Genomic DNA, 13,634 nt, shown 5'->3' with positions numbered 1-13,634 from the left:
CATACCATGTTTGTGAGAAAAATGAACGATATTATTATTCCTGCGAAATGTCAGCGGCCGTAATCAGCACTTCACGAGGCTTGCTGCCCTTCGCTTCTGATATCATGCCTTCCGCTTCCATCATGTCAATCAGCCTTGCAGCGCGGTTATATCCGATTCGGAACCTTCTCTGCAGGCTTGAAGTGCTCGCGCTGTTTTGTTCCACGACGAATTCGCAGGCTTCCGGAAACAGCTCGTCCTCTTCCTTTAAGGCAGTCCCTTGTCTGATCAGCTCTTCCTGTTCGAATAAATAAGAAGGCGGCAGCTGCTGTCTGACATGGGAAACGACGCGGTCGATTTCTCTGTCGGACACAAAGTTACCCTGCAGGCGGACCGGTTTTCCCGTGCCGTTTTCCCAAAAGAGCATGTCCCCTTTTCCGAGCAGCTTTTCCGCACCGGCCATGTCGATAATAGTTCTGGAATCAACCTGGCTTGATACGGAGAACGCGATCCGCGTCGGTATATTCGCCTTAATCATACCTGTAATGACGTCCACCGACGGGCGCTGTGTGGCGACCAAAAGATGAATTCCGCAGGCTCGCGCTTTTTGCGCGATTCTGGCGATGCTTTCTTCTACATCGTTTGGCGCCACCATCATTAAATCTGCAAGCTCGTCAATGACGACTACGAGATACGGCAGCTTTTCACCTGTCTTATGGTCGGCTGATAACTCGTTAAAGCGGCCGATATCCCTTACACCTGAATGCGCAAACAGTTCATATCGCCGCTCCATTTCTTCCACAACCCATTTTAAAGCGGCTGTAGCGGCTTTTGCGTCAGTGATGACCGGGCTGATCAAATGCGGAATTTGATTGTAAGGCGCAAGCTCCACCATTTTCGGATCGATGAGAAGCACTTTAACATCGCTCGGGTCCGCCTTATAAAGCAGGCTCACCAAAATGGTGTTGATGCAGACGCTTTTTCCCGATCCCGTCGCACCTGCAATCAGTCCGTGCGGCATTTTTTTCAAATCGATGACGACCGGATTTCCGGAAATATCAACGCCGAGCGCGGCTGTAAGAGGCGACGGATTCGTCCTGAAAGCGGCGCTTCTGATCATCTGCCGTAAATCAACCACCTTGCTCACCCGATTCGGGACTTCGATCCCGATGGTATTTTTCCCTGGAATCGGCGCTTCGATCCGAATGTCCTTGGCAGAAAGGCTCAGTTTTATATCATCTGCTAAATTTGTAATTTTGTTTACTTTCACACCGGGCTCAGGATGCACTTCAAACCTTGTGACCGAAGGCCCTTGTGTGACATGGACGACATGGGCGCGCACATTAAAATTTTTCAGCGTTACATTTAAAAGCTCGCGCTGCTCTTCAATCCACGATTGGTCGTCCTGTTTTTGCGCGGGCGGCACGTCAAGCAGGGAAACATTCGGAAATATATAGCTTGTGCCGCCTTCAGGAAGCTTGCTCTGTTTATGCTTATCGCTTTTCAGCATCATGACGTTAAACGGAACGCTCCGCTCTTTCGGCTGTTCTTGTTTTTCCGGCGCTTTCGGCAATGCCCTTTTCATATGCATGTGCGGTGATTCAGACTGCTCTGTATTTCCCGCATTATCATCAGACTGAGCCGCCGGGAGTTCTTCAGTTTCTTCCGCAGGCTGAGCTGTTTCGCTGTATGCAGGCTGCGGTTCTGATTCTTTTCTGTTTTCAACAGCGAGTATTTCTTCATTTTCGTGCCGGTCTGTTTGCGGCTGTTTTCGCTCATATGGCTGAGCTTCCTTACGGTATGCAGGCTGCGGTTCTGGCTCCTCATGCACTGAATCTTCTGCGATTCCAGCAGGCAAGGCTGCTTCAGGCTCTTGCTGAATATATTCTTCCTGCTGTTCCTCTTCCGCAGGCTCAGCTTCGCAACTGTATACAGAGTGCAATTCTGACTCCTCACGCACTGGTTCTTCTGCATTTTCAGCAGGCAGGCTTGTTTCGGGCCCGTGCTGAATATATTCTTCCTGCTGTTCTTCAAGCTGAGATTCTTTACTGTATGCCAGCTGCGGTTCCGACTCCTCATAGACCTGCTCTTTTGGAGCCGCCGGGATCTTTTCAGCCTCTTGTTCATCATGTTCTGTTATGCCGTGCTGAGCAAAGCCTGGCTCTTTTTCCGGTTCAGGCCGGGCCTTTGGCGGAACAGCTTGTTCTTTTTTGATTTCCTCTGACAGCAATGTTACGCTTTCTTCATTTTGTTTCACGGGCTTGGCGGCCTTTTTTTTGCTGTGCTGCGATTGAAAGCCGTGGACCGGTGAAGGGATGGATGTCGGTTTAAAAGGCTTTTTCACCGCCTCAGGCTCTTTGTATGTATGCTCTTTCTGTTCTGTTTGCTCCTTCCGCGCGGTATAACCGCCGGACGGGGCACGGCGGCGTTCCTGCCTCTCCGTCTGTCTTTGTTCTGTGCGTTTGTATCCGTCAGGAACGACAGGAAAGCGAAAATTCCCTTTCGGATATTCATAATATATTTTAGGATCTTCCATGCGCGTTATTTTGCCTTCTGGCTGATCCGGTGTCTGCTGTTTCTGGACTTGAACATGCGTGTCTGCTTCCCGTTCATGTTCTTCTTTTTCACCTAAAAATAAGTCAAAAAATTTATTCAGCCAACTCATGTTTAATCACTCTCTAACTCCCTTTATATTATTCTGGGACGATATTTAGTATACCATTGCTCGCCGGCTCAGAAAAGATTAAGCTCGCAACAGAAGAAAGCCGTTAAGCAAGTGGACTTAACGGCTTTCTTTCACATCATTCGATGCTCTGCGCTTATTTATGGGAGTCTAGAATTGAAATGCTTCTCCGGCCTCGCGGCTGTCTTCCAGCACAAGGATGCCTTTTTCCTGAGGTGCATCCGGCAAAGCGAGTTCTTTAGCGGAGCAGATCATGCCGCTTGACGGAACGCCTCGCAATTCAGCGTCTTTTATGACAAGGCCGCTCGGCATAACCGCACCGACTTTAGCGACGACGACTTTTTGCCCTTTGTCCACATTCGGCGCACCGCAAACGATTTGAAGGGTTTCTTCTCCTACGTTCACTTGGCAGATGTTCAATTTATCGGCATTCGGATGTTTTTCTTTTGATTCCACATAGCCGATAACAAACTTCGGAGAAAGATCAACAGTCAATGTTTCTGAGACGCCGTTTCTGTTCAGCATTTCATTCACATCTTGAATAAAAGTCTCAGACAAAGCGACGGGTCCGTTATCATCAATTTGCAAGTAAGAAGACACGTTGAAAATATTAAACCCCGTCGTTTCTTTTGTTTCCTTGTTAAAGATTTTCACGACATCGCCTGCTTTTTCAAAGCCGATTTCTTCGCGCGCTGCGTCTTTAAGGGAGATCAGAAGCGTATCTCCCACACCTTCTTTATTGTAAAAAGCGTTCATATGAAAAATCCTTTCTAATCCTTTTTCGTCCGGCTTTTCGCCATGATAAACACAGGTTCCAGTCTGCCTTCATTGTATAAAAATGAAAGGGCCGTTATCGGCACCGTGCCGCTTGCAAAAAAGCTCATGGACATTTGCCCTAAAATATCATAACCCGATTCATTTCGAATGTCAGCAAGTATTAATACGTCCTGATGCGGAACTGATATGGCTAACTCGCCTTCTGCGGCCTGTTTATATTCATTAAGAATCGTTTCATTGAGAATCCGGCTGGCATCGTAGCCGTCATTCGCTCTGAAAAAGTAAAAACAGTTGCCCGCCACTGTATCTTGCTTTACGACGGCCGGAAGTGAGCGCAGATTAAATGAAGCCGTTTCTCTGATCCGCTCTTTTGTCCAGTTTTCCTTCTCAAGCATCCGGCTGTCAATCAATCGGTACGTTTTGCCGAGGTCGAGCGCATAATAGATTCTTGTTTCTGCTGTGTGGTCATCAAACACAAGCGGAATGTCATCGCTTGTCTTGTCAGGAAATGACGTGGAGCGGATAACCGGATAAATTCCCGCTTCCTTCCCGGTCATTTCCTGCCCGCTTCCTTCCATCGCCGCCATCGCTTCTGAAACATAATATACGATTTCGTCTATAGCTTCTTCTTTCTTCGTTTCCCATTTGGCGATAATCGGCGGGATCTCCAGTGTAATGCCTTTTTTAGTCATTTGATCCTCAACACGGAGGGTGTCTTTTTCTCTGTCAAAAAAGAAGGATCGGTTCTCGTGCTGCAGGCGCTGTTTTAATATATCCGACAGCTTCCTTGACGTCATTTTCAAAGCCCGCGGCCTCCTTTATGCTTTAGCAAGGGAATCGGTTAAAAATTGCTCAATTTCTTCTTTCGTTTTGCGGTCTTTGCTCACAAAACGGTTTACTTCTTTTCCGCTGTTATAAACAACAAAGCTCGGAATTCCGTAAATTTCCCATTCCGCACATGTATCTATGAACTGATCGCGGTCAACGTAGTAGTATGTGAATTCCGGGTAATTCGCTTCGAGCTCAGGCAAAAACGGCTCCACAAAGCGGCAGTCCGGGCACCAGTCCGCTGAAAACATAAATACTGCCCAATCGTCCTGTACCGCTTTTTGCAATTCTTCCGTGCTTTCAATTTTTTTCATTGTGATTCCTCCATCTGATTATGATGATTTTTGTTTGTATGCTGATGTTTGTCCACTTGGATCATACCAAACTGTTTACAGCAAGACCAACTATATGCAATATCATTATCATATTTCATTTGCATTATCAAGCAAGTTTCGTTTACCATTTTGCTATAAAGGCAGACGAAGGTCAAAACGTTTACATAAGGAGGAACAGATATGCAGTATGTCGTATATTTGGCGGGTGAAATCCACAGTGATTGGCGGGGTGAAGTAAAGAAAAAAGCGAAAGCATTAAACTTGCCGATCACGTTTGTCGGCCCGATGGAAAACCATGAGCGCTCTGATAATATCGGAGAAGAAATCATGGGAGTGCAGCCTAATGCCGTTCTGAAAGACGCCAGAGCTTCTGATTTCAATAATTTCCGGACTGAGGTTTTAATGGAGAAGGCTGACTTTGTCATCGCCCTGTTCGGAGAGAAATATAAACAATGGAATACGGCGATGGATGCTTCGTATGCGATCGCAAAAGGAAAACCACTCATTCTCATCCGCCCGGAAGCGCTGCATCATCCATTAAAAGAGCTTTCAGGCAAAGCGAATATTACCGTCGAAACCGTGAATCAAGCGATGAAAGCACTCTCCTATTTGTTTGAGACAGAATAAGCAGGCCGCCTATGGCGGTCCTGCTTTTTTAAATATTAAACATTTTCTCTGATGGTTTCCACTGTCTGTTTGTCGCTTGCCATCACCAGCTTGATCAGCATTTCTTTTGCGGCGGCATAGTCATCAACGTGTATGATGGCGGCGTTTGTATGAATGTATCTTGAACAAATGCCGATAACTGCAGACGGAACGCCGCTGTTTGAGATGTGGACTCTTCCGGCATCGGTTCCTCCTCCTGAAGCAAAATATTGATAAGGGATGTTATGTGTTTCCGCCATATCAAGAACGAATTCCCGCATACCGCGGTGCATGACCGTTGTTCTGTCGAGTATGCGAAGCAGCACCCCTTCACCGAGCCGGCCAAACTGGTGCTTATCGCCGCTCATATCATTTGCCGGACTTGCATCAAGGGCAAAGAACAAATCCGGTTTAATCATGTTGGCGGCTGTCTGCGCCCCTCTTAAGCCGACTTCCTCCTGCACGGTGGCGCCGGCGTAAAGGTTGTTCGGCAGCTCTTTGCCGTGCAATTCTTTTAACAGTTCAATGCTTAATCCGCAGCCGTAGCGGTTATCCCACGCTTTAGACAATATTTTTTTCTCATTCGCCATCGGGGTAAACGGGCCCACCGGCACAATTTGCTGTCCCGGTTTAATGCCCAGCCGGATTGCGTCTTCTCTGTCGTCGGCTCCGATGTCAATCATCATATTTTTAATATCCATCGGTTTAGTGCGCTGCGCATCTGTTAAAATGTGCGGCGGAATGCTGGAAATGACGCCGATGACAGGTCCATTATCCGTCTGCACTTCTACTCTTTGGGCAAGAAGCACCTGGCTCCACCAGCCGCCGAGCGTCTGGAATCTCAGCATGCCGTTATCTGTAATCTGCGTCACCATAAATCCGACTTCATCCATATGCCCCGCCACCATAACGGTCGGCGCGTCCTCGGCGGCGCGCCTGAGCCCGAAAACACTTCCCAGCCTGTCCTGCACGATATCATCCGCGTATTTCGCAAGCTCTTGTTTCATAAAAGAGCGAACTTGGTGTTCATTCCCCGGAGTACCGGGAAGCTGCGTCAGTGTCCGGAAAAGCGCTTTCGTTTCCTGATTCATGTTTTTCCCTCATTTCTATGTAGTCCTTTTATTTTATTAGAAAAACAGTTGTTTTCCAAGCACCCTGAATGAATGGGCTGTAAAACCGCCGCTTTACTTAACACGGTTTGGCATCTTCTGTATAATGAAAAGTACGATATATTTGGAGGTGCTTCATGTTGAAATTACGTCATTTTCTCTTAGGTGCAGGACTAGGATTATGCGCTGCCGTTGCAGTGAAAAAGTATGTGATGAAACCTTATATTTCATCAGAAAAAGCGCTCCGCATCGTGAAAGCTGCTTTTAAGCAGCGCGGACCGATTGACGGGTCGTGGATTTACACTGAGCCGGAGCCTTACCATGTAAACGGAGAAACCATTCACGTATACAAAACCGGTGTGACGCGCTCGGCATTCGGCGAACTGGAGCAATATGAAGTCATGGTCAATGCAAGAACAGGACAGATTGTCGATGTCATTGATTCTGTCGCCTCTTAATCGGACAAGCAAAAATAAAGCCCAAAACCTTCAGCGTTTTGGGCTTTATTGCACTTACATCGGCCGGATCGGCTTATATACAGGATGCCACATCGCGTCCTGCACTGTTTGAATCAAATCCTCAGGCTCTGATTCTGCCACACCGTCTTTTATCGCGGCTTTCGCTACGGCTACGGCAACAGTAGCCGACACAGTCCTGAGATCCTCAACTTTCGGCAGCATCGGCGCGCCCGGCTTCCCGGCATCCACCATACCGGCTATGGCATTGGCGCAGGCAACGAACATACTGTCTGTAATCAGCCTCGCCTTTGTCACAATCGTTCCGAGCCCAAGCCCCGGGAAAACGAGCGCATTGTTCGCCTGCCCGATATGATAGGTCACACCATTATATTCGACAGGCGGAAACGGGCTTCCTGTCGTGATAAGCGCACGGCCTTCTGTCCATTTAATTAAATCCTCAGGTTTTGCTTCTGATAAAGTGGTCGGGTTTGACATCGGCAAAATAGCGGGCCGCTTGACATGAGAAGCCATTTCTTTGACGATTTCTTCCGTAAAAGCGCCTGACACAGTGGATGTTCCGATCAGAATCGTCGGCTTTGCCTGTCGCACTGTCTCCGCCAGATCAATAGATCCGCCTTCACCGCCGCGGCTGTACTCTTTTACTTCTTCAGCAGGGCGGGCGTATGGAACTTGGAAATCACGCAAGTCCTTCATATCATCGGTTAACAGCCCGTTTTTGTCGATACACCAAAAACGGCTGTACGATTCTTCTTCACTTACCCCGTCGTGCACCATTGCCTCGCGAAGCTGCTCCGCGATTCCGATCCCTGCCGTTCCTGCTCCGAAGATGACGACTTTATGTTCTTTTAATGGCATTTTCGATGCTTTTGCGCAAGCTAACACAGCGGCAAGCGAGACCGCGCCCGTTCCTTGAATGTCATCGTTAAACGTACAAACTTTATCTTTATATCGTTTTAAAATGCCGCGGGCATTAGCTGTGCCGAAGTCCTCCCAATGAAGCAATGCATTCGGGAACGTTTCCCTTGCAAGCGCGACATACTCATCAATAAATTGATCATACTTTTCCCCGCGGACCCTTGAATGCTGGTTTCCGACATAAAGCGGGTCATTTAAGAGGCTTTCCTGGTTTGTGCCCGCGTCTAATACAACCGCGAGCACTCTTGACGGATCAATTCCCGCAGCTGCCGTATACACCGCAAGCTTTCCGACAGAAATGGCGATGCCTCCGACACCCCAGTCACCGATTCCTAAAATGCCTTCCGCATCCGTCGCAACGATTAAATCAATGTTTTCATTTTTTCCGAACTGCTTAAACGCCGCACGCATTCCCTCAGGGTCATCAATGGATAAATACAGCCCGCGCGGCTTTCGGTACTCGTGGCTGTACCGCTGGATGGCCGTACCGACTGTCGGAGTGTATACGATCGGCAGCATTTCGCCTAAATGGTCATTTAAAAGCTTGTAAAATAGTGTTTCATTCCGATCATGGAGAGCGGTCAAGTACACGTTTTTGCTTAATTCATCAGGCTGAGAACTGAACTGCTCGTATGCCCGCTTCGCCTGCTCTTCAATGGTTAATATCTTCGGCGGCAGAAAACCTTCCAGTCCGAGTTCTTTTCTTTCCTCCTGTGTAAAGGCCACCCCTTTATTTAAAAAAGGTGTAGAAAGCACTTCTAATCCGCGTAAAGATGTTTTGATTTCTCCATCTGATGTCACTTGAAATTGATTCACCTGTCTCTTCCTTTCAAAGCAATTTGTCTTTAGGTTTGCTTTTATTCCCGAAATTCATACAGGCAAATCAAATTCAGCCTATTGTCTCTCCCGTTTGACGGATGCCGTGATTTCGCCGTCTTCTCCCCATTTTACGGCTCTGTATATCGCGTCATGATAAAAGATCAGCCACGCGTCTTTTTCCTTGGCGAAGGCCTGCCATTTTTGCTTTTGCGGAATGGAGGTCATCGGATAATCGTCATACGCCAAAACCCATAACGGATTTTTGTGGGCATTTGTCGGCATCAGATCGGCAAAATGCACAGCGGTTTCTCCCTCGTCTTCTAAGACGATGACGCTGTGGCCGTCACTGTGGCCGCCGGTATGATGCATGGTGATGCCCTCTGTCAGCTGATGCTCATGATCAAAGGTTTTGACCTGGTCTTTTACCGCTTCCCAATTTTCTTTCCAGTATGTACTTTTTGATCTGATATTGGGATGCCGCATTTCATTCCATTCTGTCGCGGATGCGATGATGCTGGCATTCGGAAAAACAGAGACGAGCTCATCCCCGCGGTATTCCGTCAAACCGCACGCATGGTCAAAATGAAGATGGGTCATCGCTGCAATATGAATGTCCTCGCAAGACAGGCCAAGCTCGGCAAGGGATTGTTTCAGATTGGATTCCTGTGTCACTCCGTAGTTTCTTTTCTGTTTTTCTGAAAACTTTCCTGATCCGATTCCCGCGTCAACTAAAATATTCAGGCCGTTCTTTTGAATCAGAATCGGGTCTGTTCTCAATTCAATTTGGTTCTTGTCATTTACGGGGTATTTTCTTGACCATAAGGGCTTCGGAACAACGCCGAACATCGCCCCTCCGTCCATATGCGTTACGCCGCCGTCAAGCCATGTTAATGAAATATTGCCAATATACATTTTCTCCATCATAATCCCTCCTGATGTAATGGTAGCAAATGGCGCCATAAAAAAACAGACTCCCGTATCAGAGTCTGTCTTTTGTTCTCCATTCAGCTTCTGCGCGGTAAATCGGCTGGCCGAGCGCGGAGAATTTCTCTTCGTATTCTGTCATGATATTGCCTTCGGGATTGCTGTTGTGCAGATCGAGACTGACTTCCGTCAGAAGAAGGCCGTACTCGGAAAAACTTTTCAGGGAGTATTCAAACAACCCGCGGTTATCCGTTTTGAAATGAATCGCGCCATTCTCGCCCATCACTTCTTCGTATTTTTTCAAGAAGCTTTTAAACGTTAAGCGGCGTTTTTCATGACGGTTTTTCGGCCAAGGGTCAGAAAAGTTTAAATATACGCGCTTGACTTCTCCCCGGTCAAATACATCACTCAGTGTTTCAGCGTCTATATTTAACAAACGGACATTGTCTGTCCCGCTGTCTTTTACTTTTTGGACTGCCGTTACGATGACGCTTTTAAACAGTTCAATTCCAATATAGTTAATATCCGGGTTTTGTTTGGCCATTCCGGAAATGAATTGCCCTTTTCCCGTTCCTACTTCGATATGAATCGGATTGGCGTTGCCAAAGACTGTGTCCCATTTCCCTTTATACTGAGCCGGATCACTGATGGCAATGTGAGCATTCTCTGCCAAAAAGTCATTTGCCCAAGGTTTATGGCGCATTCTCATATGATTGACACCTCTATCTATAATTTCGAGTAACAACATACCATGAAACAAAAAGAGCCGCAAGCGCGTTTTCAGGCCCGCCAGCATAAAAAAAGAGGTTCCCCGGTCCGGAACACTCATTTGATGCATAAAACCGCACCGCTTTGCACAATGTATGACACAGAAGGGATGTGTATATGAATCATGGGCTTAACAAGCGAACATCAGGTTCGGTTATTAAAGGACATATTAGCCGACCATCAATTGGATTGCTGCGGAACGGTTGCCGAATACGAACAGCTTGAACGCGTCATCAAATCATTAATGGCCAATACCGGGCTTGATTCAAATATAAAAAATGTGCTTGCGGATGTGTACCGTTACAGCCAATCCGGCATCACGGCCGATTCCATCGACACGCATATTCAGGAGCATCGAAATCACTTGTCCCAATGGATGGAGCAAATGGATTCGTACTCCTGACTACTTGACAATCCGCTTCATCAGGGCATGAAGCTCTTCCATGGCATCATGACACCCTTTATCGTTTCCTTTTGATTTGTGCCAGGCGATGAAGGTGATGGTTTCTGATAAAATGTACCAAGCCATGCGCAGACGCAAACCGTCCGTGAGCTTCATGCCGTACATTCCAAGCCAGCTGTCCCACGCTGGCTCTTCAACGTAATGATACAACAAAGGGCCGAGATCCATGGCCGGGTCGGCTATCATCGCGCCGTCCCAATCTATTAAATACAGCTGGTTGTCTTCAGACAAAAGCCAGTTATTATGATTCACATCACAATGGCAAACGACTTTCTCACCGAATTGCACCTCATCTGCATGCGCTTCTAAATATGCGAGGCCCTCTTGAATAAGCGGCGAAAATTGCTGCACGGCAAATACGGCCTGCTTCAGCTGAGACAAAAGAGCGCCCGGATTGAGCGGTTCTTTTCCAAGTCTTCTCAGCATGTCCAACAAGGCTTTAGATGTGTGGATTTTGCGAAGCAGCTCAGCCACCGGGCGTCCGCTCATATCCTTCGGCTTCAGCTCTCTGCCCGCCATCCAATGCTGAGCCGTAATGACATCGCCGTTTTCCATCCGTTTCGTCCAAACCAGCTTCGGAACAATGCCTTCGGCGGATAACACGGCTAAAAAGGGCGAGCTATTACGTTTTAAAAAAAGCTGTTGGCCGTTATGTTTCGCATAATATGCATCTCCTGTAGCTCCTCCGGCGGGGAAGATCTCCCAATCGCTACCTAGTAATTGTCCCAACCAGTTCATATCAATGTTCAACCCATCATTTCTTAAAATATTTTAGAATAGACCTCCGCCTTTTTCAGCAGCAGATCGGCCTGTCATAAACAACTTCATGAGAAATAAAAAAGACAGCTATTGAGAGTCTCATATGCTAATCAATAGCCGTCTTATAAATTTTAGCGCTAGAGCACAAACTTCGTCAAGCAAAACTCGTAAGAACGCCGTGTGAATTCTAAGATTTATATGATGACGGGTTTCATTTGTTTCCTATGTTTTTATCCTTAAAGGCGCTGAACCCGGCGTTAAACGGAACGGTGTGGTTCCGATCAGCTCGCCGTCTGCATGAAACGGAATTTTCCCTGACGTTTCAAAAGTGATTTCTTTTTCCTTTAAAACCGTGACGCCGTCCATGTTGATATGCCTGCCAAAGCTCATCGCGAATAAAAATCGATACAGCGAGACAAAAGACAAATGCTCCGCAATGACAATATCAAAGTTGGTTTCACGGGGACTTGCAGAAGGCGCCGCTTTCATACCGCCGCCGTAATAAGGATGATTTGCCGCGATGACAAACCAAACGTTACGGAATTCGCGCCTTTCTCCGCCTGCCGTGCAGACAAACGTGAACGGCTGAAATGTGGCCGCCGTATATAAATGCGCAAGCGGATAAATCAGAAAACGGAGACGCAGAAATCGAAGGAAGCGTGAAAACGGAAAGTTCACGGCCGCCTTCAGTACGCAGGCGTCAAATCCGACAGAAAGATGATTTAAAAAGTAAAGATATTGAGCTTTATCATGGAAAAAGTTGACGTTTCCCGTATAAAATTTCCGTGTTAACGGACGGTGCTGCCGTTTGATTTCTTGCAGAAGAGCCGCCTTTTTGACGGCGAACCCTTTGGAGAAATCATTATACGAACCGGCAGGCACAAAGGTCAGCTCCATTTGGCCGATTCCTTTCAGCCCGTTAATGACCTCATGCATCGTACCGTCGCCGCCGATCACAAACAGACGCTTCAGCTTGTGATCCTGCATCGTTGAAATCTGTCTCGCCAGCACCTCCGCATGCCCCGGATGTTCGGTCAAAAAAGAACGGTGTTCCACTCCCCGTTTGGACAGCTCTTTTTGAACGGACTTCCAGACACGCCGGCCCCGGCCGCGCCCGGCGGCCGGATTAATAATAAAGAACCATTGACTCATCGTTTGTTTTCACCTGCTTCATATATGAGAAAACTGCCGGGAAGCGTCCTGCTTAATCAAGCCACTCCTGCCTCCGCCTTGAATTGGACAGGCCGTAAGAAAGCAGGGCATTTGCCGCCTTCAGCTGATGATGCTTGATCGGCGCCGTATTTTTCTGCTGCTTTTGCAGCCACTCCCCGGCAGTCCGTTTGTCCGCTATGTCCAGTCCGTACGGCGGTTCGGGATAATCAATATACGACGTTTTGCTGAGGAGGAGCTTTTTGACGGGAATGTCAGCCCCCTTCTCTTTGACGATTTGCGAGACGACAGAGCCTGTCCGGTTCAGGCTGAGAGCCGGATTCAAAACCGGACGCGCGCCGCCGGAGGTTTTCTTTTCCCAAAAACGATTTTTCGATCCGATATACACGCTGTCTTCCTCAGCTTCCAAAAAAGCAACGCAAAAAATCTCCAGCGGGGAGATAATGATGGTGCTTAATTCGACAGATGCCTGCTGAATTTGAAGAACGGGATGATACATCACGAAATAAGAATCAGGAAGCTTTTGGGTCAGCATTTTTAAAATCCCGTCCCGCTTGACCTGATAAGAAAGCTCAGACATCTCGGAAAGCGTGGAGCTCGCCCACTTTAATTGAAATTCATACAATTGATTTTTAAAGAAAAGGGCGAGCTCATCCCTATGAGACGGAAGATTCAGCATCAGCGCCTCCTCCCCGTCCGTCTCCTCAAACCATTGATGCCTCTTTTCATTTATATCGGACGAAATCTCCTCTTTTCTCTTCTTTAAGAAAAATTTTTTTCTGCTTGGCTCGGGAGCCGTTTCGCCCGATGCAGCCATTTTTGTTTCTTGTTCCTCCGTTTTTCGGTCAAAGGCTTCCAAGAGAGCTTGCCAGCGTTCTTTTTTCAAACGGATAAACTGATTCATATAGTGATAAGGGTCTAGCTCATATCTTGATATACAGTCGTGAATTTTGATGATCTGTGCCATGTCATTTCCCCACT

At 47.4% G+C, this 13,634-nt stretch carries 14 protein-coding genes; 3 read left to right on the top strand and 11 right to left on the bottom strand.

What is annotated here, in order from left to right; genetic code table 11:
- Positions 1–34: 34 nt before the first annotated feature.
- The 4 genes from J7E26_RS08785 to J7E26_RS08770 all read right to left on the bottom strand — a co-directional run bounded on the left by J7E26_RS08785 (position 35) and on the right by J7E26_RS08770 (position 4,581).
- Positions 35–2,644 (bottom strand): DNA translocase FtsK, encoded by a 2,610-nt coding sequence (locus J7E26_RS08785; RefSeq protein ID WP_214803956.1) that lies wholly within the window; start codon positions 2,642–2,644, stop codon positions 35–37.
- Between the two features lie 168 nt (positions 2,645–2,812).
- Positions 2,813–3,418: a YtpR family tRNA-binding protein gene (ytpR, locus tag J7E26_RS08780; protein ID WP_214803955.1), complete on the bottom strand. Its 606-nt coding sequence runs from the start codon at positions 3,416–3,418 to the stop codon at positions 2,813–2,815.
- Between the two features lie 14 nt (positions 3,419–3,432).
- On the bottom strand, positions 3,433–4,242 hold the full coding sequence (locus J7E26_RS08775; protein WP_214803954.1) for a DUF1444 domain-containing protein: 810 nt from the start codon (positions 4,240–4,242) through the stop codon (positions 3,433–3,435).
- A 15-nt stretch (positions 4,243–4,257) separates the two neighbouring features.
- Positions 4,258–4,581, bottom strand: coding sequence for a thioredoxin family protein (locus J7E26_RS08770; RefSeq protein WP_061523137.1), 324 nt, complete (start codon positions 4,579–4,581; stop codon positions 4,258–4,260).
- A 201-nt stretch (positions 4,582–4,782) separates the two neighbouring features.
- On the opposite strand from J7E26_RS08770, the gene J7E26_RS08765 reads away from it, so the two are divergent.
- The gene (locus J7E26_RS08765) at positions 4,783–5,229 is read left to right on the top strand and encodes a YtoQ family protein (RefSeq protein ID WP_214803953.1); all 447 of its coding nucleotides are present in this window, start codon (positions 4,783–4,785) and stop codon (positions 5,227–5,229) included.
- Between the two features lie 35 nt (positions 5,230–5,264).
- On the opposite strand, the gene J7E26_RS08760 is transcribed toward J7E26_RS08765, so the two are convergent.
- The gene (locus J7E26_RS08760) at positions 5,265–6,338 is read right to left on the bottom strand and encodes a M42 family metallopeptidase (protein ID WP_214803952.1); all 1,074 of its coding nucleotides are present in this window, start codon (positions 6,336–6,338) and stop codon (positions 5,265–5,267) included.
- Positions 6,339–6,496: 158 nt separating this feature from the next.
- On the opposite strand from J7E26_RS08760, the gene J7E26_RS08755 reads away from it, so the two are divergent.
- Positions 6,497–6,814, top strand: coding sequence for a PepSY domain-containing protein (locus J7E26_RS08755; protein ID WP_214804036.1), 318 nt, complete (start codon positions 6,497–6,499; stop codon positions 6,812–6,814).
- A 54-nt stretch (positions 6,815–6,868) separates the two neighbouring features.
- Here J7E26_RS08755 and J7E26_RS08750 read toward each other — a convergent pair whose 3' ends face one another.
- The 3 genes from J7E26_RS08750 to trmB all read right to left on the bottom strand — a co-directional run bounded on the left by J7E26_RS08750 (position 6,869) and on the right by trmB (position 10,202).
- Positions 6,869–8,566 (bottom strand): NAD-dependent malic enzyme, encoded by a 1,698-nt coding sequence (locus tag J7E26_RS08750; protein WP_214803951.1) that lies wholly within the window; start codon positions 8,564–8,566, stop codon positions 6,869–6,871.
- A gap of 78 nt (positions 8,567–8,644) precedes the next feature.
- A complete protein-coding gene (locus J7E26_RS08745; RefSeq protein WP_214804035.1) occupies positions 8,645–9,490 on the bottom strand; it encodes a YtnP family quorum-quenching lactonase in 846 nt (281 codons plus the stop codon).
- A gap of 58 nt (positions 9,491–9,548) precedes the next feature.
- Complete coding sequence (gene trmB, locus J7E26_RS08740; RefSeq protein ID WP_214803950.1) at positions 9,549–10,202, bottom strand: tRNA (guanosine(46)-N7)-methyltransferase TrmB; 654 nt, start codon at positions 10,200–10,202, stop codon at positions 9,549–9,551.
- Positions 10,203–10,385: 183 nt separating this feature from the next.
- Between trmB and J7E26_RS08735 the strand changes: the two genes are divergently transcribed.
- Positions 10,386–10,664, top strand: a complete 279-nt coding sequence (locus tag J7E26_RS08735; RefSeq protein ID WP_214803949.1) for a YtzH-like family protein — start codon at positions 10,386–10,388, stop codon at positions 10,662–10,664.
- Here the strand turns inward: J7E26_RS08735 and J7E26_RS08730 are convergent, their stop codons facing one another.
- The 3 genes from J7E26_RS08730 to J7E26_RS08720 form a co-directional block, all read right to left on the bottom strand.
- Complete coding sequence (locus J7E26_RS08730) at positions 10,665–11,462, bottom strand: phosphotransferase family protein (RefSeq protein WP_214803948.1); 798 nt, start codon at positions 11,460–11,462, stop codon at positions 10,665–10,667.
- Between the two features lie 243 nt (positions 11,463–11,705).
- A complete protein-coding gene (locus J7E26_RS08725) occupies positions 11,706–12,635 on the bottom strand; it encodes a YegS/Rv2252/BmrU family lipid kinase (RefSeq protein ID WP_214803947.1) in 930 nt (309 codons plus the stop codon).
- 52 nt (positions 12,636–12,687) lie between these two features.
- Positions 12,688–13,620, bottom strand: a complete 933-nt coding sequence (locus J7E26_RS08720; RefSeq protein WP_214803946.1) for a hypothetical protein — start codon at positions 13,618–13,620, stop codon at positions 12,688–12,690.
- Positions 13,621–13,634 lie beyond the last annotated feature (14 nt).

The sequence above is a fragment of the Bacillus sp. ISL-51 genome, assembly GCF_018613535.1.
Classification (GTDB): Bacteria; Bacillota; Bacilli; order Bacillales; family Bacillaceae; genus Bacillus.
This window is presented reverse-complemented; position numbering and strand designations above follow the sequence as displayed.

Excerpts from the sequence above, each read along its gene's own strand:
- J7E26_RS08770 (WP_061523137.1), bottom strand. The coding sequence starts at position 4,581 with ATGAAAAAAATTGAAAGCACGGAAGAATTGCAAAAAGCGGTACAGGAC.
- J7E26_RS08725 (WP_214803947.1), bottom strand. The coding sequence starts at position 12,635 with ATGAGTCAATGGTTCTTTATTATTAATCCGGCCGCCGGGCGCGGCCGG.
- J7E26_RS08765 (WP_214803953.1), top strand. The coding sequence starts at position 4,783 with ATGCAGTATGTCGTATATTTGGCGGGTGAAATCCACAGTGATTGGCGG.
- J7E26_RS08720 (WP_214803946.1), bottom strand. The coding sequence starts at position 13,620 with ATGGCACAGATCATCAAAATTCACGACTGTATATCAAGATATGAGCTA.
- J7E26_RS08785 (WP_214803956.1), bottom strand. The coding sequence starts at position 2,644 with ATGAGTTGGCTGAATAAATTTTTTGACTTATTTTTAGGTGAAAAAGAA.
- J7E26_RS08730 (WP_214803948.1), bottom strand. The coding sequence starts at position 11,462 with ATGAACTGGTTGGGACAATTACTAGGTAGCGATTGGGAGATCTTCCCC.
- J7E26_RS08745 (WP_214804035.1), bottom strand. The coding sequence starts at position 9,490 with ATGGAGAAAATGTATATTGGCAATATTTCATTAACATGGCTTGACGGC.
- J7E26_RS08760 (WP_214803952.1), bottom strand. The coding sequence starts at position 6,338 with ATGAATCAGGAAACGAAAGCGCTTTTCCGGACACTGACGCAGCTTCCC.
- trmB (WP_214803950.1), bottom strand. The coding sequence starts at position 10,202 with ATGAGAATGCGCCATAAACCTTGGGCAAATGACTTTTTGGCAGAGAAT.
- ytpR (WP_214803955.1), bottom strand. The coding sequence starts at position 3,418 with ATGAACGCTTTTTACAATAAAGAAGGTGTGGGAGATACGCTTCTGATC.
- J7E26_RS08735 (WP_214803949.1), top strand. The coding sequence starts at position 10,386 with ATGGGCTTAACAAGCGAACATCAGGTTCGGTTATTAAAGGACATATTA.